This window comes from Stenotrophomonas sp. HMWF023, assembly GCF_003060985.1.
In the GTDB taxonomy this organism is placed as follows: domain Bacteria; phylum Pseudomonadota; class Gammaproteobacteria; order Xanthomonadales; family Xanthomonadaceae; genus Stenotrophomonas; species Stenotrophomonas lactitubi.
This window is the reverse complement of the sequence record NZ_QAIJ01000300.1, coordinates 1-24,346: the sequence shown is the minus strand read 5'-3', so window position 1 is coordinate 24,346 and position 24,346 is coordinate 1. Positions and strand designations below refer to the sequence as shown.

General features: G+C 65.2%; 21 protein-coding genes. 14 read left to right on the top strand and 7 right to left on the bottom strand.

What is annotated here, in order from left to right; genetic code table 11:
* Nucleotides 1–426: 426 nt before the first annotated feature.
* Complete coding sequence (locus tag DBR20_RS17560) at nt 427–1,725, top strand: replication-associated recombination protein A (RefSeq protein ID WP_223880159.1); 1,299 nt, start codon at nt 427–429, stop codon at nt 1,723–1,725.
* A gap of 87 nt (nt 1,726–1,812) precedes the next feature.
* A complete protein-coding gene (locus tag DBR20_RS17555; RefSeq protein ID WP_108267278.1) occupies nt 1,813–2,214 on the top strand; it encodes a DUF805 domain-containing protein in 402 nt (133 codons plus the stop codon).
* Between the two features lie 84 nt (nt 2,215–2,298).
* On the opposite strand, the gene DBR20_RS17550 is transcribed toward DBR20_RS17555, so the two are convergent.
* Nucleotides 2,299–2,673 carry a hypothetical protein gene (locus DBR20_RS17550; protein ID WP_108267276.1) on the bottom strand — a complete coding sequence of 125 codons (375 nt, stop codon included), beginning with the start codon at nt 2,671–2,673 and terminating at the stop codon, nt 2,299–2,301.
* 270 nt (nt 2,674–2,943) lie between these two features.
* On the opposite strand from DBR20_RS17550, the gene DBR20_RS17545 reads away from it, so the two are divergent.
* The 6 genes from DBR20_RS17545 (at nt 2,944) to DBR20_RS17520 (ending at nt 9,186) form a co-directional block, all read left to right on the top strand.
* Nucleotides 2,944–3,972 (top strand): alpha/beta hydrolase-fold protein, encoded by a 1,029-nt coding sequence (locus tag DBR20_RS17545; RefSeq protein WP_108267274.1) that lies wholly within the window; start codon nt 2,944–2,946, stop codon nt 3,970–3,972.
* A 121-nt stretch (nt 3,973–4,093) separates the two neighbouring features.
* Nucleotides 4,094–5,473 carry an ATP-binding protein gene (locus DBR20_RS17540; protein ID WP_108267272.1) on the top strand — a complete coding sequence of 460 codons (1,380 nt, stop codon included), beginning with the start codon at nt 4,094–4,096 and terminating at the stop codon, nt 5,471–5,473.
* Nucleotides 5,474–5,523: 50 nt separating this feature from the next.
* Nucleotides 5,524–6,570 (top strand): ABC transporter substrate-binding protein, encoded by a 1,047-nt coding sequence (locus DBR20_RS17535; protein ID WP_108267270.1) that lies wholly within the window; start codon nt 5,524–5,526, stop codon nt 6,568–6,570.
* A complete protein-coding gene (locus tag DBR20_RS17530) occupies nt 6,567–7,610 on the top strand; it encodes an iron ABC transporter permease (RefSeq protein ID WP_089241109.1) in 1,044 nt (347 codons plus the stop codon). The genes DBR20_RS17535 and DBR20_RS17530 overlap by 4 nt, the downstream gene beginning before the upstream one ends.
* Nucleotides 7,607–8,368: a heme ABC transporter ATP-binding protein gene (locus DBR20_RS17525; RefSeq protein ID WP_108267268.1), complete on the top strand. Its 762-nt coding sequence runs from the start codon at nt 7,607–7,609 to the stop codon at nt 8,366–8,368. Before DBR20_RS17530 ends, DBR20_RS17525 begins: the two co-directional genes overlap by 4 nt.
* 68 nt (nt 8,369–8,436) lie before the next feature.
* A complete protein-coding gene (locus DBR20_RS17520) occupies nt 8,437–9,186 on the top strand; it encodes a hypothetical protein (protein WP_108267266.1) in 750 nt (249 codons plus the stop codon).
* Between the two features lie 73 nt (nt 9,187–9,259).
* Here the strand turns inward: DBR20_RS17520 and DBR20_RS17515 are convergent, their stop codons facing one another.
* Complete coding sequence (locus DBR20_RS17515; RefSeq protein WP_146187047.1) at nt 9,260–10,030, bottom strand: DUF1311 domain-containing protein; 771 nt, start codon at nt 10,028–10,030, stop codon at nt 9,260–9,262.
* 2 nt (nt 10,031–10,032) lie between these two features.
* Entirely contained in the window at nt 10,033–10,317 is a 285-nt protein-coding gene (locus tag DBR20_RS21960; protein ID WP_146187046.1) for a hypothetical protein, read from the bottom strand.
* Nucleotides 10,318–10,337: 20 nt separating this feature from the next.
* Between DBR20_RS21960 and DBR20_RS22200 the strand changes: the two genes are divergently transcribed.
* The 4 genes from DBR20_RS22200 to DBR20_RS17500 all read left to right on the top strand — a co-directional run bounded on the left by DBR20_RS22200 (nt 10,338) and on the right by DBR20_RS17500 (nt 14,335).
* The gene (locus DBR20_RS22200; protein ID WP_181393119.1) at nt 10,338–10,499 is read left to right on the top strand and encodes a hypothetical protein; all 162 of its coding nucleotides are present in this window, start codon (nt 10,338–10,340) and stop codon (nt 10,497–10,499) included.
* Between the two features lie 403 nt (nt 10,500–10,902).
* Nucleotides 10,903–12,945, top strand: coding sequence for an elongation factor G (fusA, locus tag DBR20_RS17510; RefSeq protein WP_108267262.1), 2,043 nt, complete (start codon nt 10,903–10,905; stop codon nt 12,943–12,945).
* Nucleotides 12,946–13,195: 250 nt separating this feature from the next.
* Nucleotides 13,196–13,468: a hypothetical protein gene (locus DBR20_RS17505; protein WP_025877210.1), complete on the top strand. Its 273-nt coding sequence runs from the start codon at nt 13,196–13,198 to the stop codon at nt 13,466–13,468.
* 111 nt (nt 13,469–13,579) lie between these two features.
* Nucleotides 13,580–14,335 carry a SapC family protein gene (locus DBR20_RS17500; protein ID WP_100554115.1) on the top strand — a complete coding sequence of 252 codons (756 nt, stop codon included), beginning with the start codon at nt 13,580–13,582 and terminating at the stop codon, nt 14,333–14,335.
* Nucleotides 14,336–14,337: 2 nt separating this feature from the next.
* Here the strand turns inward: DBR20_RS17500 and DBR20_RS17495 are convergent, their stop codons facing one another.
* From DBR20_RS17495 to DBR20_RS17485, 3 genes are all read right to left on the bottom strand, one after another.
* The gene (locus DBR20_RS17495; protein ID WP_258223415.1) at nt 14,338–16,665 is read right to left on the bottom strand and encodes an ATP-binding protein; all 2,328 of its coding nucleotides are present in this window, start codon (nt 16,663–16,665) and stop codon (nt 14,338–14,340) included.
* Nucleotides 16,662–17,354, bottom strand: a complete 693-nt coding sequence (locus DBR20_RS17490; protein ID WP_308812622.1) for a response regulator transcription factor — start codon at nt 17,352–17,354, stop codon at nt 16,662–16,664. Before DBR20_RS17490 ends, DBR20_RS17495 begins: the two co-directional genes overlap by 4 nt.
* A 300-nt stretch (nt 17,355–17,654) precedes the next feature.
* Nucleotides 17,655–21,029 carry an autotransporter serine protease gene (locus tag DBR20_RS17485; RefSeq protein ID WP_108267282.1) on the bottom strand — a complete coding sequence of 1,125 codons (3,375 nt, stop codon included), beginning with the start codon at nt 21,027–21,029 and terminating at the stop codon, nt 17,655–17,657.
* 796 nt (nt 21,030–21,825) lie between these two features.
* Here DBR20_RS17485 and DBR20_RS17480 point away from each other — a divergent pair.
* The gene (locus tag DBR20_RS17480; RefSeq protein WP_108267280.1) at nt 21,826–22,020 is read left to right on the top strand and encodes an antitoxin; all 195 of its coding nucleotides are present in this window, start codon (nt 21,826–21,828) and stop codon (nt 22,018–22,020) included.
* Nucleotides 22,021–22,053: 33 nt separating this feature from the next.
* On the opposite strand, the gene DBR20_RS17475 is transcribed toward DBR20_RS17480, so the two are convergent.
* Nucleotides 22,054–22,974, bottom strand: coding sequence for a DNA-binding protein (locus DBR20_RS17475; protein WP_108267258.1), 921 nt, complete (start codon nt 22,972–22,974; stop codon nt 22,054–22,056).
* 103 nt (nt 22,975–23,077) lie between these two features.
* Here DBR20_RS17475 and DBR20_RS17470 point away from each other — a divergent pair, with 103 nt between their 5' ends.
* Nucleotides 23,078–24,163, top strand: a complete 1,086-nt coding sequence (locus tag DBR20_RS17470; protein WP_108267256.1) for a tyrosine-type recombinase/integrase — start codon at nt 23,078–23,080, stop codon at nt 24,161–24,163.
* The last annotated feature ends 183 nt before the right edge of the window (nt 24,164–24,346 follow it).

Genomic DNA, 24,346 nt, shown 5'->3' with positions numbered 1-24,346 from the left:
TCGTAGTACTCATGACCTGGGCCGAGGGCGGCAGCCAGGTAGTAGATGTCCGCGTCGACAGCGCAGCCGGCAACGAACTCAAGGACATTGGATTCGGGATCGCGCACGCGTAGGTCCTGGATGGTTGAGTTCCGAATTCTCGGTTGTTGGAGACGGCGCGTGGTGCTGAGGAGAGGTAAGCCTCGTTGAATCAGTGGCTTACCATTGGATTTGCTTCGGCGGTTACGGCCCATTTCCGACAGTTTCCGAGGTTGCCGGCCAGCGGCCGGCACTACCGTTCATGGTCCGCCGGGCAGGGCCCGGCGCTACCGCCCCTGGTAGGTGCCAACCTTGGTTGGCACGCTCTCGCGGTACAATGACCACGTGCCAAGACATCGCTCCACTTCATTCCCCGGTCCCGATCTGCTGAGTGTCGATCGGGAACACATGCGCCCGCTGGCCGAGCGCATGCGCCCCCGCACCCTGGACGAAATGGTCGGGCAGAAGCGTCTGCTGGCGCCGGAAAGCGCGCTGCGTCGCGCGGTCGAATCCGGTCGCGTGCATTCGATGATCCTGTGGGGGCCGCCCGGTTGCGGCAAGACCACGCTGGCGTTGCTGCTGGCTGAATACTCCGACGCCGAATTCCGTGCCATTTCCGCGGTGCTGTCCGGCCTGCCTGAGGTGCGCCAGGTACTGGCCGAAGCCGCGCAGCGCTTCGCCGAGGGCCGTCGCACGGTGCTGTTCGTCGACGAAGTGCATCGCTTCAACAAGGCGCAGCAGGATGCGTTCCTGCCGCATATCGAGCGCGGCACCATTCTGTTCGTCGGCGCCACCACCGAGAACCCGTCGTTCGAGCTGAACTCCGCGCTGCTGTCGCGTTGCCGCGTGCACGTGCTGGAAGGCGTCTCGCCGACCGACATCGTTGAAGCACTGGAACGTGCGTTGGGCGATCGTGAGCGTGGCCTTGGCGAGGAACACATCGAGGTTGCGCCGGAGCTGCTGCTGGAGATTGCCACTGCCGCCGATGGCGACGTGCGCCGTGCGCTGACCCTGCTGGAAATCGCCGCCGAACTGGCGGGCGGGGAGGGTGGTCGCATCACCCCGCAGACCCTCACCCAGGTGCTGGCTGACCGTACCCGTCGCTTCGACAAGGGCGGCGAGCAGTTCTACGACCAGATATCGGCGCTGCACAAGTCCGTGCGCAGCTCCAATCCCGACGCCGCGTTGTACTGGCTCACGCGCATGCTCGATGGTGGCTGTGATCCGTCGTATCTGGCACGGCGACTGACCCGTATGGCGATCGAAGACATCGGTCTGGCCGACCCGCGCGCGCAGAGCATGGCGCTGGAGGCGTGGGACATCTACGAGCGGCTGGGCAGCCCGGAAGGCGAGCTCGCCTTCGCCCAGCTGGTGCTGTACCTGGCCAGCACCGCCAAGTCGAATGCCGGCTATGCCGCCTTCAACCAGGCCAAGGCCGATGTGCGCGACAGCGGTACCGAAGAAGTGCCGCTGCACCTGCGCAATGCACCGACCAAGCTGATGAAGGAGCTGGGTTACGGCGCCGAGTACCAGTATGACCACGACGCCGAGGGTGGCATCGCGCTGGACCAGACCGGTTTCCCGGATGCGATGGGCGAGCGGGTGTACTACAACCCGGTGCCGCGCGGGCTGGAAATCAAGCTGAAGGAAAAGCTGGACCGGCTGCGCGCTGAGCGCGAGGCGGCGAGGGCGGCCAAGGGCGCATAGCCCGGTTCGCTTCATGCAAGGTTTCTCATTGCCCCGCCCGCCAGCATTTGGCAGACTGCGCGGCCCTGTTTTTCAAGGAACGATGCCGTGCAGGAAATGATTCTGCCGTTGAAGCGCTATGCCCAGTTCGAGGGGCGCGCCAACCGCCGCGAGTACTGGATGTTCCAGCTGTTCCTGTTGCTGGCAGCAACCGCGGTAGGCGTGATCGCGTTGACGGTGGCGCTCGTGGCTGGCCTCGTCCTGGAAGCCGATTCCAGCTGGATGGCCGGGATCACGATCGGGGCGCTGGCGCTGGTGGGTCTGCTCTGGCTGGCCACGATCGTGCCGCTTGTCGCAGTGACCGTGCGCCGCCTGCATGACTGCAACCAGTCGGGCTGGCTGTACCTGCTGGCGCTGGTGCCGATGGGTGGCCTGGTGATCCTGGTGTTCGCGCTGCTGCCGGGTACGCCGCAGGACAACCTGTATGGTCCGGTGCCCACTGGTCCCTGAGGTTGCCAACGTCGCCTCATGCAACGAAGCCGGCTCTGAGCCGGCTTCGTCGTTTCTGCGCTGCTGTCAGCGGTGCCGGGCTGGTTACTGCAGAATGCAGTCGCCCAGCGCCAGGTAGTCCGATCCCGAGCTGAACTGCAGCGTGCAGCTGGCGGTGAAGGAAACGCCTTCCTCCATCGCTGCGAGCTTGGCGTTCTGCTCGTCATCGGAAGCGGTCAGGCGGGCCAGCACCTGGCCATCTTCGTCGCCAGCTTCCAGGACCGGTTCGCCCTGCAGGTTGCTGGAGGCGCCCAGGCTCACGGCCGTGAACTGCACGGTCTGGTTGAGCTCTTCCAGTCCGAGAGAGGAATAGCCAGCCTCTTCATAGGCCGAATACAGCCCGGCAAGGCTTGGCGCGGCGTGGCCGGCCAGCGGAGCGAGGAGGCCAACGGCAAGTGCGATCAGTGCTTTGTGCTTCAAGGTGTTCTCACAATCATGGGATCCGATCCCAAGGGGGTTGTGGAGCTGATGGGCGGGGGGCACGCAGGCACCCGCGAGGGCGGGGCGATTCCTGCGCCCCGATGGCAGGAAAAGTAGATGAACCCGGACTTCCGGCGCAAGCGCTGGCGCACGGACTGGTGCGCGCGTGATACACAGCGTGACGTTTGATCGATGTGATAATCATTCGCGTTTAAGGTAGACTGCGGTCCCTTGTGAACCGGTGGCCGCGTGCCGCTTTCGCCGTCATTGATGAAGTCTTCCGTCCTGCCTCCGCGCCGTGGCCCGCTGCTATCCGGCCTGGCCGCCTTGATGATGGGCCTGCTCCTGGCTACCCCGTACGCATACGCGCAGCAACGCAATCCGCTGCAGAAGATGGGCAAGACCGTGCTCGACGCACCGGCGGCCAGCTATCGTTTCGAGCGTTTCGTGATCGACAGCCCCGACCAGCAACGCCGCTGGCGGGTGAACGTCGCGATCCCGGCGAAGGCGTCCAAGGCGCCATCGCCGGTGTTGTACGCGCTGGACGGTAATGCCGTGGCGATGGTGCTGGACCAGCCATTGCTGGCCGAACTGGCTACACGCAAGGCGCCGCCGGTGCTGGTGCTGATCGGCTACGACAACGATCTGCGCATCGATTCGGCCTCGCGCACCCGCGACTACACCGCGTGGATCGATCGTGCCGATGATGAAAGCGGCAAGACCCAGGCCGTCGGCGGCGGCGCAGCGGCGTTCCTGGACATGATCGAGCGCCGCATCAAGCCTGAAGTCGAGCGCCGCGCCACTATCGATCACCAGCAGCAGGCGCTGTGGGGCCACTCGTTGGGCGGTCTGTTCGTGCTCAGCAGCTTGTACACCCGTCCGGCCGCCTTCCAGTACTACCTCAGCGCCAGTCCGTCGTTGTGGTGGAGCCAGGGTGCGCCGCTGGGCGACGTCGAGCAGCAGTTCGTGCAGAACGCACACGGTCAGCCCGCGAAGGTGTGGCTGATGCTCGGCGGTGCCGAGCGCGTCGGCGACCGCGGCAAACGCGATATGAACAATCCGCGCGTGGTCGCGCATCTGCGCCGCATTGGTGGCGCCACCCCGGATGCGGCGATGCAGCTGGCCGAACGTCTGGGCCAGGTGCCGGGGCTGAGCGTGCAGTACCGCGAGTTCCCCGGCCTCGGCCACGGCCCGATGCTGCCCGCGTCCTTCCACGCAGCCCTGCATGAGCTGTACGGCGTGACCGATCGCAGCGCCGGTCACGGCCAGCCAACCGGTGGTGACAACGCCGCCGAATGAATCCCTCGCATGGCAATGCCGTGCGACCCCACTACCCAGGCGGACTGTCGATGTGCAGCGGCCAAGGCAACCGATGAATCCCGCGCCACGAGGCGCGGCCTACGTGTGCAAGGAGCCTTCCATGTCGTTCCGTCCGTCTTTCCGTCTCACTTCCCTGGCTGCCGGCCTGCTGCTGGCAGTCACCGCCACCGCGCAGCCGGTGTTCGACCAGCCGGCCAACGCCACCTTCAAGGGCCAGGTTGTCTCACGCGGTGAGAACGTGGTTCCCGGCAGCACCGCCGACGTCACCGGCCGCGGCTTCGTGCCGGGCCAGCAGGTCAGCCTGCTGCGTGGCGATACCGTGCTCAACAGCCAGCCGGTGGTGGTCGATGCCGATGGCAACTTCAAGACCCAGCTGGCCATTCCGGCCGACGCGGTGCCGGGCACCCACCCGGTGGTGGTGCGCGCCAGCCAGCCGGCCGCCGCAACCGTGCTGAAGCTGCGCGTGTCGCCGCAGTTGCCGCTGTCGGGGCAAGCGCAGTTCGCCACTCAGTCCAACAAGCTGGTACCGGGCCTGTACCAGTCGGCCTACAGCGCCGCCAGCAACGCAGTGTTCGTGACCTCGGCCGTCGGTCGCCCGCCGGTCACCCAGTCGCAGCTGCTGAAGCTGGACCCGAAGTCGCTGAAGGTGACCAAGGCCATCACCCCGGCGCAGGTGCCGGGCAGCACCAACGGTGCGGTGTTCGCGGTGTACGGCGTGGGCGTGGATGATGCCAATGGCAACGTCTGGGTCAGCAACACCCGCCAGGACACCGTGGCCGTCTATCGCCAGGCGGATCTGTCGCTGGTCCACCAGTTCCCGGTCGGCACCGTGCCGCACGCCCGCGACGTCGTGGTCGACAGCACGCACGGCAAGGTGTTCGCCTCGGCCGCTGGCGAAGACCACCTGTCGGTGTTCGACGCGAAGACGCTGAAGGCACTGGAGCCGATCGCCCTGGCCTCCGGCGTGGACGACGAAAAGTTCGTGCCGATGAGCCTGGTGCTGGATGAGCCCAGCGGCAAGCTGTTTACGGTCAGCATCGGTACGCCGGAAGCAGCGGTGATCGATGTGGCCAGCGGCAAGGTCGACAAGGTCATCGACCTGGGCAATTCGATCAGCGCCTCGGGCGTGGCCTTCGATGCCCAGCGCAACCGTCTCTACGTAGCCTCGCAGGGTACCGACAACCTGCTGATCGTCGACGTGGCCAGCGGCAAGGTCGTGCACGACGTGCCGGTCGGTGCCGGCGCACTGAACGTGGCCTTCGATGCGAAGAGCGGCCTGGCCTACGTCACCAACCGCGGCGCCGGTACGGTCACCGCCGTTGATCGCGATGGCAAGGTGGTCGGCAACCTCGATGGCGGCACCTTCCCGAACCACGTCCGCGCCGATGGCAAGGGCAATGTCTTCGCCGTGAACAAGTCGCGTGGCGCTGAAGATCCGAAGGGTGACCGCATCACCCGCATCAGCCTGCGCCAGCCGTAAGCCACAGGGCAGGGCGGCACCCCGTCGCCCTGCCAGCAAGGAGAACCTGCATGAACATCGCTTCCCGCCTGCGCCTGTGCGCGCTCCCGTTTGCCGTTTCATTGGTGCTGGCCGCCTGTGGCGACAAGGCACCGCCGTCTTCGGGCAACCCCGACACAGCAGCGCCGGCCACCGCCACCGCCGAGGCAGGGGCACTGCCCGCAGGCTGGCAGCGGGTGGCGGGCAATGACGTGCCGACCCTGCCGGGACAGCAGGCGGTGTTGCCGACCAAGGTCCAGTCCGACGATGGTGCCGGTGTGGAGGTGGACGACACCAGCCGGATCATTGCCGGCGGCGACGACATCATCGCGGTGATCGAAGCGCTGGGACTGGGCAAGCAGGTGTTCGCCGCGCCGACCAACACCACCACCGAGGCAGGCCTGGCTGCGCCGCATCAGTTCCTGTTCAACCGCACGACCGGCGTGGAAGGCGTGCTGAGCCTGCAGGGCTCGCTGTTCATCGGCAACAGCCTGCGCCGCCACACCGAGCTGGCAAAGAAGCTGCGCGAAGTGGGCGAGCCTGCGGTAGTGATTGATGACCTGCAGCCGGCACCGGACAAGGTGCGCAAGATTGCCGCCGTGCTCGGCGTGGCCGATGCAGGGCAGACCCTGGCCACGCAGGTGCAGCGACAGCTGGACGAGGCGGCGGCGATCGGCAAGGGCCTGGCGCATGCGCCGCGGGTGATCCATGTGTCGGCGACGGGTGCAGGCGGTTCACCGACCGTGGCCGGTGCCGATAGCGCGTCGGCCAAGCTGATCGCGCTGGCAGGCGGCATCAACATCGGCACCGAGGCCGGCGTGGCCAACTATTCGCAGCTGAGCAACGAAGGCGTGGTCGCGGCGGCACCGGAGGTAATTCTGGTGACCGAGCATGACCTGAAATTGTTCGGTGGCGCCGAGGGCCTGTGGAAGGCCTACCCGACGCTGAAGCAGACCCCGGCCGGACAGGCCAACCGGGTCTGGGTGATGCCGGATGCGCAGCTGAAGTACGCCAGCATCGGTTCCGGTGCGGGCGCGTTGGCTCTGGCCCAGGCGCTGGCGGCGCTGCCGAAGGCATGAGTCCTGCGGATCGGCGCCGCCGTCGCGGGCGGACGATGTTGTTGATTGCGCTGGTCGCGCTGCTGGGTGCGGTGCTGGCGTCGTTTGCCGTGGGGCCGCTGCGGCTGCCGCCGCTGGAAGTGATGCAGGCGTTGGCGGTGAAGCTGGGCCTGCTCGATCCGCAGTCGGTCAGCAGCCGTGACCTGGCCGTGGTGTGGCAGCTGCGCATTCCGCGTGCACTGCTGGGTGCCATGGTGGGGGCGGCGCTGGCGATGGCCGGCGCCAGCCTGCAGGGACTGTTCGGCAATCCGCTGGCCGATCCGGGCATCGTCGGCGTCAGTCAGGGCGCTGCGTTGGGCGCGGTAGCGGCGATCGTGCTCGGTGCGGCAGGCGCAGCCGGCTGGCTGGTGCCGGTGGCGGCATTCGGAGGCGGTGCCGCCGCGATCGGGTTGACCTACGCGCTGGCACGGCCGGGCAAGGGCAGCGGCAATGCCACGCTGTTGCTGGTGGGTATTGCGATGGCCGCATTCTGCTCGGCCCTGATCGGCTTCCTGACCTACATCGCCAACGAAAGCGAGCTTCAATCGCTGGTGTTCTGGCAGATGGGCTCGTTGGCGCGGGCGAACTGGGCTGATGTGGTGGCGGTGCTGCCGCTGTTTGCCATCGGTGCGTTCGCGCTGCAGCGCTTGGCCACGCCGCTGGACATGCTGGCGCTGGGTGAGCGTCAGGCTCAGCACCTGGGGCTGGATGTGGCACGTACACGGCGCCTGCTGGTGGCGTTCAGTGCGCTGCTGGTCGGTTCTGCGGTGGCGTTCGCCGGTTCGATCAGCTTCGTCGGCCTGGTGGTGCCGCATGTGGCGCGGTTGCTGGTCGGCCCTGGTCATCGCTGGCTGCTGCCGTTATCGGGCCTGCTGGGTGCGCTGTTGATCGTGGTGGCCGACACGGCTGCGCGCACATTGGACCCGCCTGCTGAGATTCCACTGGGCCTGTTCTCGGCCGCGCTGGGCGCGCCGTTCTTCCTGTGGCTGGTGCTGCAGCAGCGTCGCAAGGCGGCCGCATGAGCGCATTTCTGCAATTGCGCGATGTGGTGGTGCGCCGCCAGCAGCGCGAGATCCTGCATGGCATCACCCTTGCGTTCCAGCCGGGCACGGTGACCGCGCTGGTGGGGCCCAATGGTGCCGGCAAGTCGACCCTGCTGGGTGTGGCGGCCGGCGATCTGCGCGCCGACGGTGGCGACGTGCATCTGCACGGACGCCCGTTGCGCGACTACAAAGCCGGGCCACTTGCGCGCGAACGTGCGGTGATGCCGCAGGAGCACGGCGTGCGCTTCGCCTTCAGCGTGGAAGAAGTCGTGGCGATGGGGCGCCTGCCGCATCCGCCGGATCCGCAGGTGGACGATGCGCAGGTGGAAAGCGCGATCGATGCTGCCGAACTGCAGGTGCTGCGCCTGCGCGAAGTGCAGCAGCTGTCGGGCGGTGAATCGGCGCGGACCACCTTCGCCCGCGTGCTGGCGCAGGACACGCCGTTGCTGTTGCTGGATGAACCCACGGCTGCACTGGATCTGCGTCACCAGGAGCGCACCCTGCGCAGCGTGCGCGCCTGCGCCGAAGCTGGCGCGTGCGTGATCGTGGTGCTGCATGACCTCAACCTGGCGGCCGGGTACTCCGATCGCATCGTGCTGCTGGAACAGGGCAGGGTGGCGGCTGACGGCACGCCTTCGGAGGTGTTGACTGAAGCCAACCTGCAGCGCGTCTACCAACAGGACGTGGTGGTGCTGCAGCATCCGCGCCGCGGTGTGCCGTTGGTGGTGGTTACCTGAGGCGAAGCGGGCATGCCAGGCTGTGCCGCGTATCATGTGCGGCTCGATTTTTTCAAAGGAATGGCTTGATGAATCTCTCCCGCCCGCGTTGCGCCCTGTTTGTCGCCTTGATCGGCGTTGTCGGCGCTGCAAACGCCGCTGCGACCACCAAGGTTTCGTTGATGACTGCATCCGAGCAGGCGTCGCTGATTGAGACACGGCATTCGACCGGCGAGGGTGCAGCGGTTTCATCGTTCACCACCGAGTACTTCGGCAATGGTGAGATCGGCATGGCCTGGGAGGACAAGCGTGTGCTGCTGTTGTGCAAGAAAGCGGCCTACCTCAATCTGCCTGGGATGAAGCCCGACGCCAGCAAGCTGTCGGTCGAACAGCGGCAGATGGTGGCGTACGAGGCGATGATGGCCGGCTTCGGCGGCATTGCTGCGCTGGGCGCGGTCACCGGCGAGTCGATCGAAGTGGCCGATGACGGCACCGAGACGCGTCGCCCCGGTGAATCCACGTGGGCCTACGGCGTGGAGCGCTACGAAGTGGCCACCCAGCGCATGCCGGACGGCGCCCTGCGTGTGCGCGTTCGCAAGCAGGCGACGGTCAACAACGCAAAGCCGTCCGCGCCGGGCGACACCTTCAGTACCGATGAAGACCAGGCGGCGCGCCTGGCCGAACTGGCGCCCACCGGCAGCTGGACCGAAGTGCTGATCCATGGCGGTCCGCGCAAGCCGCGCACCGACCCGGCAATGTCCCTGAAGGGGTGGGTGTCGACCGTCGAGCAGCAGGCGGCGACCGTGGGTGATGCCCGCCGTCTGCACGACTGCAAGTAAGGGCGTTGGGGGAACTCAAAATATTCAGTCTTGAGGCGCGGTTAGTTGTAAAGGAGTGTCAGTCGCTCCTCTGTCATCTGCGATGGCAATTGAGAACGTCAATTTTCTCAGCGATCGGCAGGGACGCGTAACCTTTTCCATCAACATCGCTGCAGGTTCTCACCTTCTCGACAATCCACTCGCGCTGCGACCTCCGCATGCGTAGGCGCTGCTGTGTCGAGAGCGCCCTCCAGAAGGAGTTGAGGTCTTTATCCACAATGTAGAAATCGGCAGCGACCACTGCCAGGCGACGCTCAAGGATGGTGTCGCTGTCCGCTATCGTGATCGCAATGGTTGACAGTAGGACTTGTGGAAATTGCAGGCCAGACAGCTCGACAATGGCTGGCCTCCTTCCGTCAAATTCAACCCCGAATCTAAAATTGCCCCAGATAATGCCCTTGTCGGTGAGTTGCGCGTGGCCGCGTGTCGTGACGTCCTTGGAGCGTTGATCCCTGCGTATCACATTCATGGTGTGATCCGGAATTTCAAACTCTATCGTGGCTTCACACTCGATGAGCGCAAAGGCGCTTTCTGAGGCTTTGGTCTGGGTGACTCTGAGATCGATTGGAATCGAATCAACCAATTCCTCCAGGTCGTCGGTTGATCTGCGGGGCGTTGAAAGTTGGGATAGTCCCTCTACATACATGCGATCCCGGGCTTCGGATCTTATTTTTTCCACTGCTTTCGCGATTACATCAGGCTGGTTGCAGTGGAAGTTGTTTGGATTCTCTCGGACAAATTCCGGTCCGGTGGTGAAGATGTGAATGAGGTTGGTCGATGTCAGTATTAGGGCGAGGATATTCAAAGTCAGGCCGTTTGCTTCTCGGGATCGATCTTCGGGTGCTTGCGCAGGTGGCGTACGAAATCATTGGGTGCGCCTGGTCGCCCAGGCAAGTGCTTGTAGCCTTGTGCGCAGATCCAGGTCTGCCATCTGCCCGAGAAAAGCGTGGTTGCACGGATCTTTGCGCTGTTGCGACGTCCAAGCGACTGATCCGCAGGCAGGCTTTGCGGCGGGGCTTTAGCGACATCCTTGCGACGATGGCTTGTCTGGCCAAGCCAGACCTCACCAAGTAAGTGGCGGCGAAACGGCATGAGGCGCCATGTGCCATGGGGTGAGATTGCCAGTAACCGGCAGCTGGACCGAAGTGCTGATCCATGGCGGTCCGCGCAAGCCGCGCACCGACCCGGCAATGTCCCTGAAGGGGTGGGTGTCGACCGTCGAGCAGCAGGCGGGGACCGTGGGTGATGCCCGCCGTCTGCACGACTGCAAGTAAGGCGCCTGTTGGCCTGCGTAGCAGCCACCCATGGGGTGGCTCTACCTTGGGGCTCATCGTTCCATATATGTGCGCAATATTCACTTGCGCGCCAGACTGACAGGTCTAGAATGCGCCGCATGAACCGGATGCCGCTCCTGAAGTTTTTCACCCTGACCCGCGCAAGCGCGGAACGGGCGTGTCTGCCTGGAGCCCCACGAGGCCGCTGATCGCGGCCTTCGCTGGACCATCCACAGAGCGCCCTCCGGGGCGCTCTTTTCGTTTCTGCCTTCCATCCCTCAACCCGCTCCACCGCAAGGAGAACGTGCCATGCACCAGATCGCCGAGACCGAACGCCAGCCGCACACCCTGTAGCCAACCGGGGTGTGCGGCCCCCGAAGTTGGCCCAGCAGGAACCTTTCTTATGAACACCAACACCCAGACTCTGTCGCGTCTTCGCAACCTCGGCATCATTGCCCACATCGACGCTGGCAAAACCACGCTTACCGAACGCCTTCTGTGGAAGACCGGCGAGATCCACCGCGTCGGCGAAGTGCACGATGGCAACGCGACCACCGACTTCTCGACGATCGAACGCGAACGTGGCATCACCATCGGCGCTGCTGCCGTGCACGCGCAATGGGCGCCGCGCGATCTGCCGCTGCACCAGCTGACCCTGATCGATACCCCCGGCCACATCGACTTCGCCATCGAGGTCGAGCGCTCGCTGCGCGTGCTCGACGGTGCCGTGGCCGTGTTCTCGGCCGTGGACGGGGTGCAGCCGCAGTCGGAAACCGTGTGGCGCCAGGCGCGCCGGCATGGCGTGCCGTTGATTGCGTTCGTCAACAAGATGGACCGCATCGGCGCCTCGTTCGAGCGCGTGCTCGAGCAGCTGCAGGACAAGCTGCGGGCGCGACCGTGGGCGCTGGGTATTCCGCTGGGTAGCGAAGGTGACTTCCATGGCTGGGTCGACCTGGTCGATGGCCGCGTGCTGCATTGGCAGGACGGAGGCGCAGCGACGGTGACGGCCTGGAGCGATGCCGAGCGCGCGCAATGGCGGCCACAGCGCAATGCGCTGGTCGAGGCCGTGGCCGACCATGACGATGTGCTGGCAACGGCATGGCTGGAAGGCCGTGACATCGACGCGGCGATGCTGCGCGCAGCGATCCGTCGCGCGACCCTGTCTGGTGCCGGCGTGCCGGTGCTGGCCGGGGCCGCCTTCAAGGACAAGGGCGTCGAAACGCTGCTGGATGCAGTGGTCGATTACCTGCCGTCGCCGCTGGATCGTCCTGCCGTTACCGCTGAAAGCGAGGGTGGCGACGTCCTGCTGCCGCCGGACCCGGACGGCCCGTTGGCGGGCCTGCTGTTCAAGATCACCCACCAGCAGCACGGCGCGTTGAGTTTCGTGCGGCTGTACTCGGGCACCTTGAAGGTGGGCGACAACGTAGCCAGCTCGCAGCACCCGCAAGGGCGCCGCATCAGCCGGCTGGTACGCGTGCAGGCCGACCAGACCCAGGACATCGGGCAGGCCGTGGCCGGCGACATCGTTGCGGTGCTGGGCTGGAAGGATGCGGTCAGCGGTGAAACGCTGAGCGGGCGAGGGCAGCCGTTGCTTCTGGAGAGCATCCAGGCGCAGGCCCCGGTGCTGGCGTGGCGGCTGGAGCCGGCGCGTGCGGCTGATCTGATCCGGTTGGCGCAAGGTCTGGCCAGCCTGGCCCAGGAAGACCCCTCGTTCCGGGTGGAGACCGATCGCGACACCGGTGAAACCCTGGCCTGGGGAATGGGCGAGCTGCACCTGGAAGTGATGGTCGAACGCCTGCGCAGCGAGTGGAAGCTGGACATCGGCATTGGTGCGCCGCGCGTGGCGTACCAGGAGACGCCGCAGCGTGCCGTCGAAGGTGTGGTTGGCCGATTGGTCAAGCAGACTGGTGGCCAGGGCCAGTTCGCGCACGTGGTGCTGGATGTGGCGCCGCGCGACGACGGCGAGGTCGTGTTCAATGACCGCATCGTTGGTGGCGTGGTCCCGCGCAACTTCATCGCTGCGGTGGAGAAGGGCGTTCGTGCCGCGCTGTCGGAAGGTCCCCAGGGCCATCCGGTGGTCGGCATCGAGGTCAGCCTGGTGGATGGCCAGACCCACGCGAAGGATTCGTCGGAGATGGCGTTCCATCGCGCCGGCAGCGAGGGCATCAAGGCCGCGCTGGCGGCCAGCGGTACGCAGCTGCTGGAGCCTGTGATGGCGGTGACGGTGCATTCGCCGTCGGCCTCGGTGGGTGACGTGGTGGGCGATCTGAATCGTCGTCATGGCCGTATCGCCCGCATCGACGACCAGGACGGTCGCGCCGAAGTCAGTGGCTTCGCGCCGCTGGCGCAGCTGGTCGGTTACACGACCTCGCTGCGTTCGCTGAGCCAGGGACGCGCCAGCAGCGAATCGCATCTGCATGGCTACGAGCCGGTGCGTGCGTCGTAAGGAAGGAGCAGGGGAGCCCGTTCGCGGGCTCCCTTTTTTTGTGTGCTGGTGGGGTCCGTATCCACGCATGGCGTGGATCTACCGATCTTGTATTGGCGGGGCCGTATCCACGCCATGCGTGGATGATTGCCATCTGTGCACCACGCAATTGCACTGCATTGCAACAAAACTGCAGAAAAAGCTGGATTAAAGTGATGCCTCACGATAAATTGCGCACCCCCCGTTGCTTGCCGCCGCCCGCGACCTGCCCATGCGTGATGACAATGATCCCGGAACCCTGGAGCTGACCCTGCCGCGCAAACGCGGCCGGCCGCCCAAGTTCGGGTACGCAATGAGCGACGCGCAGCGGGCCGCGCGCTATCGGGCGCGGCGCGCAGGGCAGGCCAATCACGCTGATGTGCGGCACTGCAGCGACATGGTCCTGCTGGACAAGATCCGCGCGGCGGTCAGTGCGCGCGACACCGAACTGGCCGGCTTCCTGGTCCACGTTCTGTGGCAGCGTTACCCGTTGCAGCTGAAATAAGTCGGCCGCGGGGTGGCCGTTGTCACCTGCCTTGTTGATAATGCGGGATTCAGGTTGTTCCCGCTGGCGCGCCCGGGATGGCAGGCGCGCATGATCGACATGGTTTCCACGATGACCACCACCAGCGACACCACCACCGAAGCTGCGCCGAGCAGCGCGCCCTTGTTCTACACCCGTCCGGTGCCGCTGCAGGCAGACCTGCACGCCGATCTGCGCATCCTGCCGGGCAAGCTCGAATTCGCTGCCAGCAGCAACTCGATCCCGCTGGTGCTGGGCGAATTCTCGCTGGCGCTGCACCACTTCCCGATCCTGTTCGCAGGCCCGAGTGCGGTGCCGATGGCCGCCGTGGGTGTGACCACCGATAACCTGTTCATCACCGATGGCCTGTGGGACGACGAGACCTACATCCCGGCCTACCTGCGCCGCCATCCCTTCATCTTCATCGATACCGGCGCGGACAATGACTTCCTGCTCGGCATCGACGAAGACAGCCCGCGCGTTGTCCGTGGCGGCGAAGAAGGCCAGCCGCTGTTTGTCGATGGCAAGGCCACCGACATGGTTCAGCAGGCACTCGAGTTCTGCGGCCAGTTCACCCGCGAACACGAACAGACCCAGGCGTTCTCCAAGGCGCTGGTCGACAACGGCCTGCTGGTCGAGCGCAATGCAACCGTGCGCCTGCCCGATGGTCGCGAGTTCAACCTCAACGGCTTCTTCGTGGTCGACGTGGAGAAGTTCATCGCGCTTCCGGACGCGACCGTCGTCGAATGGCACCGCAACGGCTGGCTGGCGCTGATCCACCAGCACCTGATGTCGCTGGGTCGCTTCAACGACCTGACCCGCCGCCAGGCGGGCCGCAACGCCGCCTGATTTCAGGCCGCCGGCGCGGTTCCCGCACCCCGGGAGCCGCGCCAGCGTTGCATCTCGGCCAGTACCTGGCGCGCATCGTCCCACCTGGGTGGCACGCAGTCGCCCAACTCCCAGAGCTCACCGGTAAGTGCCGCCATGCCGCCCGCGCCGAGCATCTGCAGCGCCCCTTGCAGTCGATGCGCGTGATGGCGCAGCCGCACGGCATCGCAATGACCGATCGCTTCATGCAGGCATTGCAGTTCGTGATCGATATCTTCTTCGTACGCGGCCACCAGTTCGTGGGCAATGTCCTCGCTGGTACTGGCGGTTACAGGCTGACCCAGCGCATCCAGCAGCGCATCGATCTGCAGCGGCTTGACCAGCACCGCGTCGATGCCGGCCGCCTGGCAGCGTAGTGCGTGGTCGCCGCCGCTGAAGGCGGAAAGCGCAAGCAGCCGGGCACGAGGCGCTCCTTCTGCCTCATGCAGCCGCAATTGCCGGGCCAGCGAGTAGCCATCCATTCCCGGCAGGCCGATATCCAGCATCACCAGCGGGCAGGGCACCTCCTTCTGCAGTGCCAATGCATCGCCGGCGTTGGCAGCCTCCTGCACCGTCGCGCCCCAGCACCGCAGCTGGGCTGCAATGACCTGTCGGTTCAGCGCGTGGTCCTCGACCAGCAGGATGCGCATGCCGTCCAGCCGGGGCAGGGCGGCCGCTGTTGAAGCGTCCTGCGCACCTTCCTGCACCGGCTGCACGGGCAGATGCAGCATGAAGCGGCTGACACGTCCATGCACGCTATGAACATCCAGAGTGCCGCCCATGGCTTCGGCCAGCGTGCGGCAGATGGACAGGCCCAGCCCGCTGCCACCGCGCTGCCTGCCCGCGTCGGCCTGCTGGAAGGGCTCGAACAGCCCAGCCATCTGCGCTGGCGTGATGCCGATGCCGCTGTCGATGACTTCCATCAGCAATGCTGCGGGCTTTGCTGGTGCGTCCAGCTGCAGGCGCAGTTCAATGCCGCCTACATCGGTGAACTTGACGGCATTGCCGAGCAGGTTGTCGAGCAGTTGCCGCAGGCAGTCCGGGTCTGTCGCCAGCAGCGGGAACGGCGTCTGCGGCACGCACAGCTGCAGGGTCAGTGCCTTCTTCTGCGCCTGAGGCGCGATGGCCTGCAGTGCCTGCGTGCAGATTGCGGGAACGTCGCAGGGCATCAGCTTCGGCTGGAAAGTGCCGCTGGCGAGGCGGGAGAAATCCAATGTGCGATTGAGCAGTCCGCGCAGTGTGTGGCCCGCATTGGCAGCGGCGGCCACCAGTTCGCGCTGGCTGGCCGGCAGCGGCGCCTGGTCCAGCAGGTCGATTGACGCCATGACGGCCTGGGCGGAATTGCGTACCTCATGGCTGATCATGCCTGTCATCTGCGCCTGATTCCGATCGCGGTCCTGCTGCTGGCGCAATCTGCGCACGGCCAGCAACGGAAGCGTCAGCAGAAGGGCGGTGGCTGGCAGCAGCCAGAGCGCGGCGTCATCGAAGCCTTTGCGGACATGCTGGCCGAACGCGGTTGGCAACGCCTGCTGGGCCCAGCGCTGCAGCAGCTGGGCATGTTCTTCGATGGTGATGTCATCCAGTGCTGCCTCGATGCGCGCAAGCAGCTCCTGGTCTTCGCGCCTGGCAAGCAGGTGCAGCTGGGTCGGAAAACTGGCGTCGAGCACTTGCAGGCGCAGGCTGTGGGAAAAGTAGCGCCGCGTCATCGCACGCGCGGTGGATTCCAGGCCGATCGCTGCGTCGGCAATGCCAGCATCCACCGCAGCCAATGCCGCCCGCATGCTGGGCTGGGGCAGCACGGGCACTGCGGGATAGTGCTCGGCCAGCCACGCCGGATAGGGGCCGCCGTCAACGGCAGCGATCCGCAGCGTGCCGGCATCGGCAACCCGCCGCGGCAAGCGCTCACCGATGCGGCCGGCGAGCACGCTCGCGCCGCCATGAAAGCTGCGCGATGGCGCCAGGCTGGGGCAGGGCAGGTGCGCCGCATCGCCAGCACCCTGCACCAGCACCAGATCAGCCCGTCCCTCGCAGACGGCACTCATCGCTGCCAGGGTGCTGGGGAAGGGAACTTCAACGAAGGCCAGGCCGGAATGGTGGGCAACGAGCGCAGCATAGCCATGCGCCAGCGTCTGCAGCACTTCCGTGTTGGCAGCATCTTCGGGGGCAGGGTGCAGCGTGGGTCCCGCGGCCACCCGGACCTCGCGCCCAGCCGCCCATTCTCCGTGCTGGATGTCGCCGGCGGACGTGCAGGGAAGCAGAGTGAACAGCGCCAGCAGCAGGGATTTGCGGGGGCGCTTCAACAGCGCGGTCACAGGGCCTCCAGCTGCTGCCGCATGGCGAAGATCTCCGCGTCATTACGCAGGCCCAGCTTGCGCAGGGCGGCAATCTTCTGCGTGCTGACGGTCTTGATGCTGCGGTGCCGGTGCAGGGCAATTTCCGAGACGGTCAGCCCATCGAGGACCAGTCGGATGACCTCGCGCTCATTCCGGCTCAGTGCATCGCAGGGCGTCAGCAACTTGCACGAGGGCGGTATCCGGCAAAGCCCTTGCGAGACGCGCACAACCGCGTCGGAGAGTTCAGCCAAAGGCTCGGATTTGCCGACAAAGCCGCTGATTCCCGCATCCAGCAGGTGGTTGATGATCGCGTCCGAGTTCTGCCCGGCGAAGCCAAGCAGCGTTACGCGCGGCAACGCCTGCCGTAGGTGCCGGACGAGCTCGGCGCCGCTGATGTCACCCGGCGCCAGGGTGATGTCGATGATCGCCACATCCGCGCGGCACTGCTGCAGGGCCAGCACGAAGGCCTGGCTGTCACTGTGGCTGGCGACGATCTCGAAGCGGCTGTCGTTGCCGAGATGAAAGGCCGTGCCGCGGCGGACGACGTCATGGTCATCGAGCAGCGCCAGGCGAAGCCGGCGCGGTGCAGGGAATCCGTTCATGCGCAGCAGTGTTGTCAGCGCCGAGTGGCGTGGCGCCCATTCTGGCGCTGCTGTCGCGTCGAGCATCGAAAACGTTCGATTTTTGAGACTTTTCCTAGAGCGGAGTTGGTAAAAGCTGGAGCTCTGTGTCGGAAATGGCGCTACGCGGGTCCGTCAGCGCAGCCTGTTGCGTCTTTGATCATTGCAATATTCGTGAAGCGCTCGTTGCTGTTTTCGCATGCGGCGCTCCCGAATCCGGGTGTGGCGGCGCCTATTAACGTGACGCGTCACGCTCGATGGGCGCGCCAACGACAGCGGATCCTCCATGAACTTAAAAAAGGGGCGGCCGTAAGGCCGCCCCAATGCCGCTCAATGGGCGTGCTGCAATCAGAACCGTACCGACCACCGCGCGTTCGCGCCATGGTCGCGGCTTTCACTGCCGAACTGGCCGCTGTAGCCCAGTTCCAACTGCTGGCGCGGGCTCAGCCATGCCGACACGCCCAGTTCGGCCACCACCGCGTTGTCAGCAATGGGAGCGCCACTGACTGCAAACGCGGCGCCACCGTTGACGAAGGCGAGGTTGGCCACCTGGCTGCGGTCGCCAGATGCTTGGCGGTAGCCCACCGCACCGCGTAGGTGCAGCCAGCTTTCCTGCTGGAACGAGGCCTTCAGTCCCTTGTCGAAACGCAGGCCGGCGGTGGCCACGGTGGTGCCGGTGTCGTCGACCTCGCCCCGCAGCGCCGCCGCACCTCCGTGCTCGTTGACGCGCTTCAGGTCCACTTCCACCCGTGCAACCTGCAGATACGGCTCCAATCCGCCCTCGGGCCCGCCAAAGCGATAACCGGCTTCAAGGAAGGCTTGACGCGTGCGGCCGTCATAGCGCGCGCTCAAGGTGTCGCTGAAGCCCGCGAATGCCACCTCGCGGGTGCTTTCCACTTCGTGCTTGCTCCAGGCCACGCCGCCGCGCAGGCCGAAGCCACCCCAGTTGTGGCTGGCGTAGGCGCCGAAGTGGGTGTTGTCGATCTTCGACTTTGCACGCCGGCCATCCTGCTGCTTCACATCGGTGCGGCCGGTGCCGGCCAGCAGGCCGACCTGCCATCCATCGAACTCGCGGTCGATGCCGACCAGCAGGCCGTTGCTGTTGGCTTCGGTGCGTGCCGTTTCGGCATTGCCATCCAGCTTGCCGTTGCCGCCGATCGCCTGCACCCAGACCCCGGTGGCGTCGTTGCCACCGGCGCCTGGCGCGGCTACGCCGGCGCGGCGCGACAGCGCCGCATCACGCACATAGCGACTGCTTTCGACCAGCGCCAGCGGCGTCGCAGCGTGCAGTTCGCCACTCAGGCCATCCAGTACGGCAGCCACCTGCTGAGGGAACAGCTGGGTCAACGGCTTGGGAAGGCCCTGGTTGATCGCGAGGGTATCGGCAGCAGCGGCCACGGCGCGCTGGTTCGGAGTGCCGGCCGCAGTTGCCAGCAGGGCGCCGCGGGCCACGTCGATGCGCGTGGTATTGGCAGCGTAGGCCACACTGAACTGCAGGAAAGGCGAGAACGCGCTGAAATCGGTCTTCGCGAACTGGCCGCTCACGCCGCCATCGGCGCGCAGCACGTTGAACTGTTCGCCCAGGTAATACACACCCGGCTCGGGTAGTGCCAGCAAGGTTCCGCCCAGCGTCGCAGTGCCGGTGACGTGCAGCTGGTCACTGCGGCTGCCCGGTGCAAGCTCAGCCGCATAGATGCCGGCAGCGCCCTGCACGTAGTTGCCATTGATGGTCAGCGTGCCGATGGAATTGCCTGGCGCGATGATACCGTCCACGCGGGTGTTGCCGAGCGTGCCGATGCCCTTCAGCAGGCCGTTGGCGCCGACGGTGGTGGTGCCGCCGCTCTGCGTGCCGTTGAAGGAGGCTACGCCGCCGTTGACCACCAGGTTGCTGTCCTTCAGTACGCCGCTGGCGCTGATCGTGCTGACGCCGCCGGTGGTGTTCAGTGCAGTGGAAGCCAAAGTGCCGTTGAGCAGGAGCTGGCCGCTCTGCACCTCGACTGCCGAGGTGAGGGCGTTGCTGCCGTTCAACTCCAGCGTGCCCTCGCGCAGCACCGCGCCGTTGAAACTGTTGTCGCCGCTCAGGCGCAGCCAACCGATGCCGGACTTGGTCAGCTTGCCGGGGCCTGCGATGTCGTTGGTCCAGTCGTCCCAGGCGTCACCTTCCCAGACTTTCAGGCCGCCGGCCTTCTGGTTCATTGCCACGTCGGTGTCCACGCGCAGCGAGCCATAGCCCTCGATGGCCTTGCGCAGATCGACCATGCCCCAGCCATAGACATCGTCCACTCCGGGCGCGCCGAGGTCGCGCGCCGTTGTCAGCAGCACGTCACGTACCTGCGCGTTGTCCAGATAGGGGAAGCGCTCGAACAACAGGCCCAATGCGCCCGTGATGTGTGGAGCGGCCATCGAGGTTCCGCTCTTCTTGACGTAGTCGTAGTCTGGCATCAGGCTCCGCGTGTCAATCGTAACGTTGCCGGCACTGTCCTTGGAGAGCGTGGCGTCCAGCTTGGTTTTGGCGCCATAGGTTGTGGAAAGAATTGCCGTGCCAGGTGCTGCCAAGCACCAGTTTGCCGCCAGGCCGCAGCGCATGGAGCGATTGCTCAGCTCCAGGGCTTCATTGACGTTCACGACAGCCAGCCAATATGGCTCAACATCCTTCTGGGCGCGCGGCAGCGTGGCGTACATGCCTGCGATCGGCGCCTGTTGTGGAGATGGATTGGGCGCGTCGGTATTGCCTGCAGCCCATACTTGAATGAGGCCGGTCCTGCGCGAAGCGGTGGCCATCACGGCCAGCCGGTCGGCAAAAACCGTATGCGACAGATACATATCCATCTGCTGGGCCGTGCTCGGCTCGGTAGCAAGCCCCCAACTGTGGTTGATAGCCCGAATCTGCTGTTGTTCGAGCTGCTCGTACAACTGGCTGAAGGCGGCTGTAGGGGCGCTGACGGACTTGGAGCTTCGCTCGAGCGTCATTCGTGGCGAAACACTGAGATGCGCCACACTGTTGGAAAACAGGCGGGCGACACTGAGGTCGGCACCGAAGGCTACGCCGTGCATGCCGGAGCCATCCCGATTGGCAGCGATCGTCCCGGACACATGGGTGCCATGTGTTCCATAGGTGACCCCTTCAAAATAGTTGTTTCGATTGAGCAAAGCGGCGTATCGTGGCTCAAGGGTCTGATAGGTGAGCTGGACCTGATCGCCATCGGTCCTGAAGCAACTGTTGGGGCCTTCGATCACTTCTGCCGGGCACAAGCTGCCATCGGCAAGAACGCCCGCCAGGCGGATGCTCCGATGGTTCTTGCCGGCGAACTCGGGATGTCCAAGGCCGGCGCCATCGTCGAAAACCCCCAGCCGGACGCCTTTGGCGGTCAGGCCGCGAGCGTATGCGAACTCGGCGCCCATGGCAGCCAAACCCCAGTCCGCTTTGAACTCATCGGTGCGCCAGCTTCCTGGATCACCAGCATTGCCAAGGATGGCAGTGCTGGCATCCGCTGCCGGCGCAAGCGTCGCCGAGGCGGGGCCGGCAACGGATGAAACAGTAACGCTGCTGATCGTCGGCTGCGCCCATCCTTCCTGCAATTGGCGCTGCTGCTGCCAGGCATCCAGTGATTCAGTGGCCATCGCTGGCAACGCCGTTGCCAGCAGTAGTGAACTGATTACGGCAATCGCCAGGGGGGTGGGCGAAGGGGAGGGCGGCGAACGATCGTGCAGCAGTCGAGTCATCATGCAGCTTCCTTGATTGGGGGTGTGGCGAGGTAATGCGTTTGCGCCGGGCTTGCGGGCCAGGTGCTGTAGAGCGTGCGGAAGCGGGGCGCTTGGACGGGGGGTGTGGGCCGCTCCAAGTGGTAACGTCGGCAAGTCCGCATCACCCCCAGTGGCTTGCTGATGCGATGCACGCCAACCTGCTGGTGCCACTGGCCTGTTGCGTTCGCCGGACCCGCGGCCAGAATCTGGGTGCTCGGTTGCAGCCCAGACGCGCAGATTTGATGGACGGGCCGGCGTCAGCTGAGGCTGAGCAGCTGATTGCTGCCCGGCGCGATATCTGGGTGAGAAAGCGTGTGCGAGCTCGGCAGATCTATCGGGAGACGATCGCTGGCTTTAACAGCGCGGGCGTGCTGATGCAGCGTTGGCCGAGGCTAACCGTGGCGGGCCTGGGATTGGTGGCCCGCCAGGTAGGCGAACTCAGGGGCGTCAGCCTGGGAGATCGGCCTGGGAACAGGTGGGTCAGTCGGCTTAGAACATAATATACATTATGCGAAATGCTGGATTGCCCGGATCTACGGGTTCGTTGGCTCCGCTTGGCAATGTGTCAGTTTTCTTGGTTCTTGTCCTTTTGCTTAGGATCGTGCCCCTTGTTGATTCTATTGAGAATTTTGAGGCGCTCAGGGACACGATCCTAAGTAAGCAAGTATGTGTCCGCTGTCGCTGCCTTCGATCTTGTTCCTAATGGCGCTTCCCTCAGCCTGCCACCGGGTCTGCTGTGATTCTATGCATCAGACAGTTGGAGTACGCTCTTTCCATGGTCAAGACCAATTCCGGCAGTTCCGAATCTGAGTCACCTGAAGTGGCCGAGAGCTACAACCAGTGGCTCCGTGAAAAAATTGAGCGCGCCATTGCCGATACACGACCGGCGATTCCTCACGATCAAGTGGTGGCGCGTGTGCAGGCGAGAATCGATGCGGCCAGGATACGTCGGAAAGCTGCAGAAGATTGATGCATCTCTTCGAGAACCCCTGGGCGGTTACGCTCACGTCGACTTCGGGCTCTGCCGCCGTGCGCGCGACGTTGGGGCCGCCTCCTTCGGTGCGTTCCGCTTAAAGGCTGCGTCCAGCTGCGCCGGAAGTTCTCGCAGGCTGCTGAGTTGCTGCTCAAGGGCCTCGCATCTGCCCCGGAGAACATCAGTGGCTTGACCGGCCGAGATGGCTGCAGATTGGGCTGCATGCAGCTCCTTGCGTAGCTGCTCCTCAATTGCCCTCTGGGCTTTAGCCTGATTGTTGAGTTGAGTCTGGAGATCTTTCGCCTCCTGGCGAGATCGATCCACTTCGCTGAGCGTTCGATTCTCGACAGATCTGACGTGCTCGGTCCAGTCCTCTCGCTCAGATTTCGCCGTTTCCAGCGTTTCATTAAGCCGGGCATCAAGTTGCTGTCTTGCTGCCTCAGATCGATCGGCTCTCCGAAGCTCGAGATCCCGCTGCTCCGTGAGCTCTGAGATCTGCAGGCGCAGCTGATCGACCAGCCGCTCCAGTTCTGTAGCTTGCGTACTAGCAAGGCGTTCGCCGGCGATAGCGGCGGCCCGCTCTGAGCGCATTTGACTCAGTTCATCAGCCACAACTCGTGACCTGGCATCCAGTGCATCACGTTGGGTAGCCAGTGACAGCTCAGTCTCTGCGAACTCTCGAAGAGTCGCCTCCCTAGCGTGCTTCAGCGCCAGCTCCCACCATTGCCCAGCCAGTTCCGCCAATACAGCTGGTGCGTCATCAAAGTCCGAACGCCGTGGCTGCAGGCGCGTGCCGAGCCGGTTCCACCACGTCTCCAGCCAGCGAGTGACGGTGTTCGGAGAGCCGGTCCCCAAGTGAGCCCGGATTCGCTCAACGGTTGGGCGCTCGCCCTTGGCTACCAGCTCGTCGGCGGCGGTGTGAACGTCAGATTCGGTGATGCCGCGGGCCATGCGAAGTCTCCTGTACCGGCGCCCTGCTCTACTGGTAACGTACTCGCGATAAGTGATGATTATCGCGGGTAAAGGCCCCAAAACGTAGTGTACATTACACACTATGAAAGATAATTTCACTAGTAGTGCCCTCGCTCCGACTGTCCAGCACCTGGTGCTACCCGAACAGCTGGCCCAGCAGGCCGCGGACGCGGTGCGCGAACTGCTGGCCGAAGCGGCCGCCGCCAACACCACCCGCAGCTACGCCAGCGCGCTGCGCTACTGGGCTGGATGGCATGCCGCGCGTTACGGCATCGAGCTGGTTTTGCCGGTGCCCGAGGCGATCGTGCTGCAGTTCGTGGTCGACCATGTCACGCGCCGTAGCGCTGAGGGCGAGCTGGCGTGGGAGCTGCCGCCGGCGATCGACCAGGCGCTGGTCGTGGCCGGCCTGAAAGCCAAGCCGGGCCCGTGGACGCTGAGCACCGTCCGCCACCGAGTCGCCGTGCTGTCAACCGCGCACCGACTCAAGCAGCTGGCCAACCCGTGCGAGCAGCCGGCGATCCGCACCGTGCTCAGCCGGGCCGCGCGGGCGGCGGTCAAGCGCGGCGAACGGCCGCGCAAGAAGACCGCGATCACCCTGGCCGAACTGGAAGCCATGCTGGCCACCTGTGACGACAGCCTAGAAGGCCTGCGCGACCGCGCCCTACTCTGCTTCGGGTTTGCCAGCGGCGGGCGCCGGCGCAGCGAGATTGCCGCCGCCGACCTGCGCGACCTGCGCCGCATTGGTGACAAGGGCTACATCTACCGACTCGAGTACAGCAAGACCCAGCAGGCCGGCGTTACCGCGTCCTCGACCCCGGATAAGCCGGTGCTCGATCGGGCCGCCCTCGCCCTCCAGGACTGGCTGGCGGCCTCCGGGCTCACCCCGGGGGCGATCTTCCGTCGTCTGTGGAAACAGCGGGTCGGCCCTGCCCTATCCCCGGCCGCGGTCGGCGAGATCGTACAGCGGCGCGCCCACCTGGCGGGGCTGGAGGGGGATTTTGGTGGACATAGTCTCAGGTCAGGGTTTGTGACCGAGGCCAGCCGCCAAGGGGTAGCGCTTCCAGCAATTATGCAGCTAACCGAGCACCGATCGGTGTCCAGTGTCGTGGGGTATTTTCAGGCCGGCGGAGCCACAGCTAACCCCGCTGCACGACTGCTTGAAGACTGAAGGGACTGCGGCTAGTCGATGAAGCGAGTTCGGCCTGTTGGTCGATTGGACCGGGCAGCTTGGCCGGTGCGCCCAAGGGCCGGAGTCCAGCACCAGGACGCTTTGGACCGGCCAGACTTCCGTAGACATTCATGAGCCGCTTTGCGCGTAGCGCCGTTCAAACTCTACAGGGGCTAGGTTGCC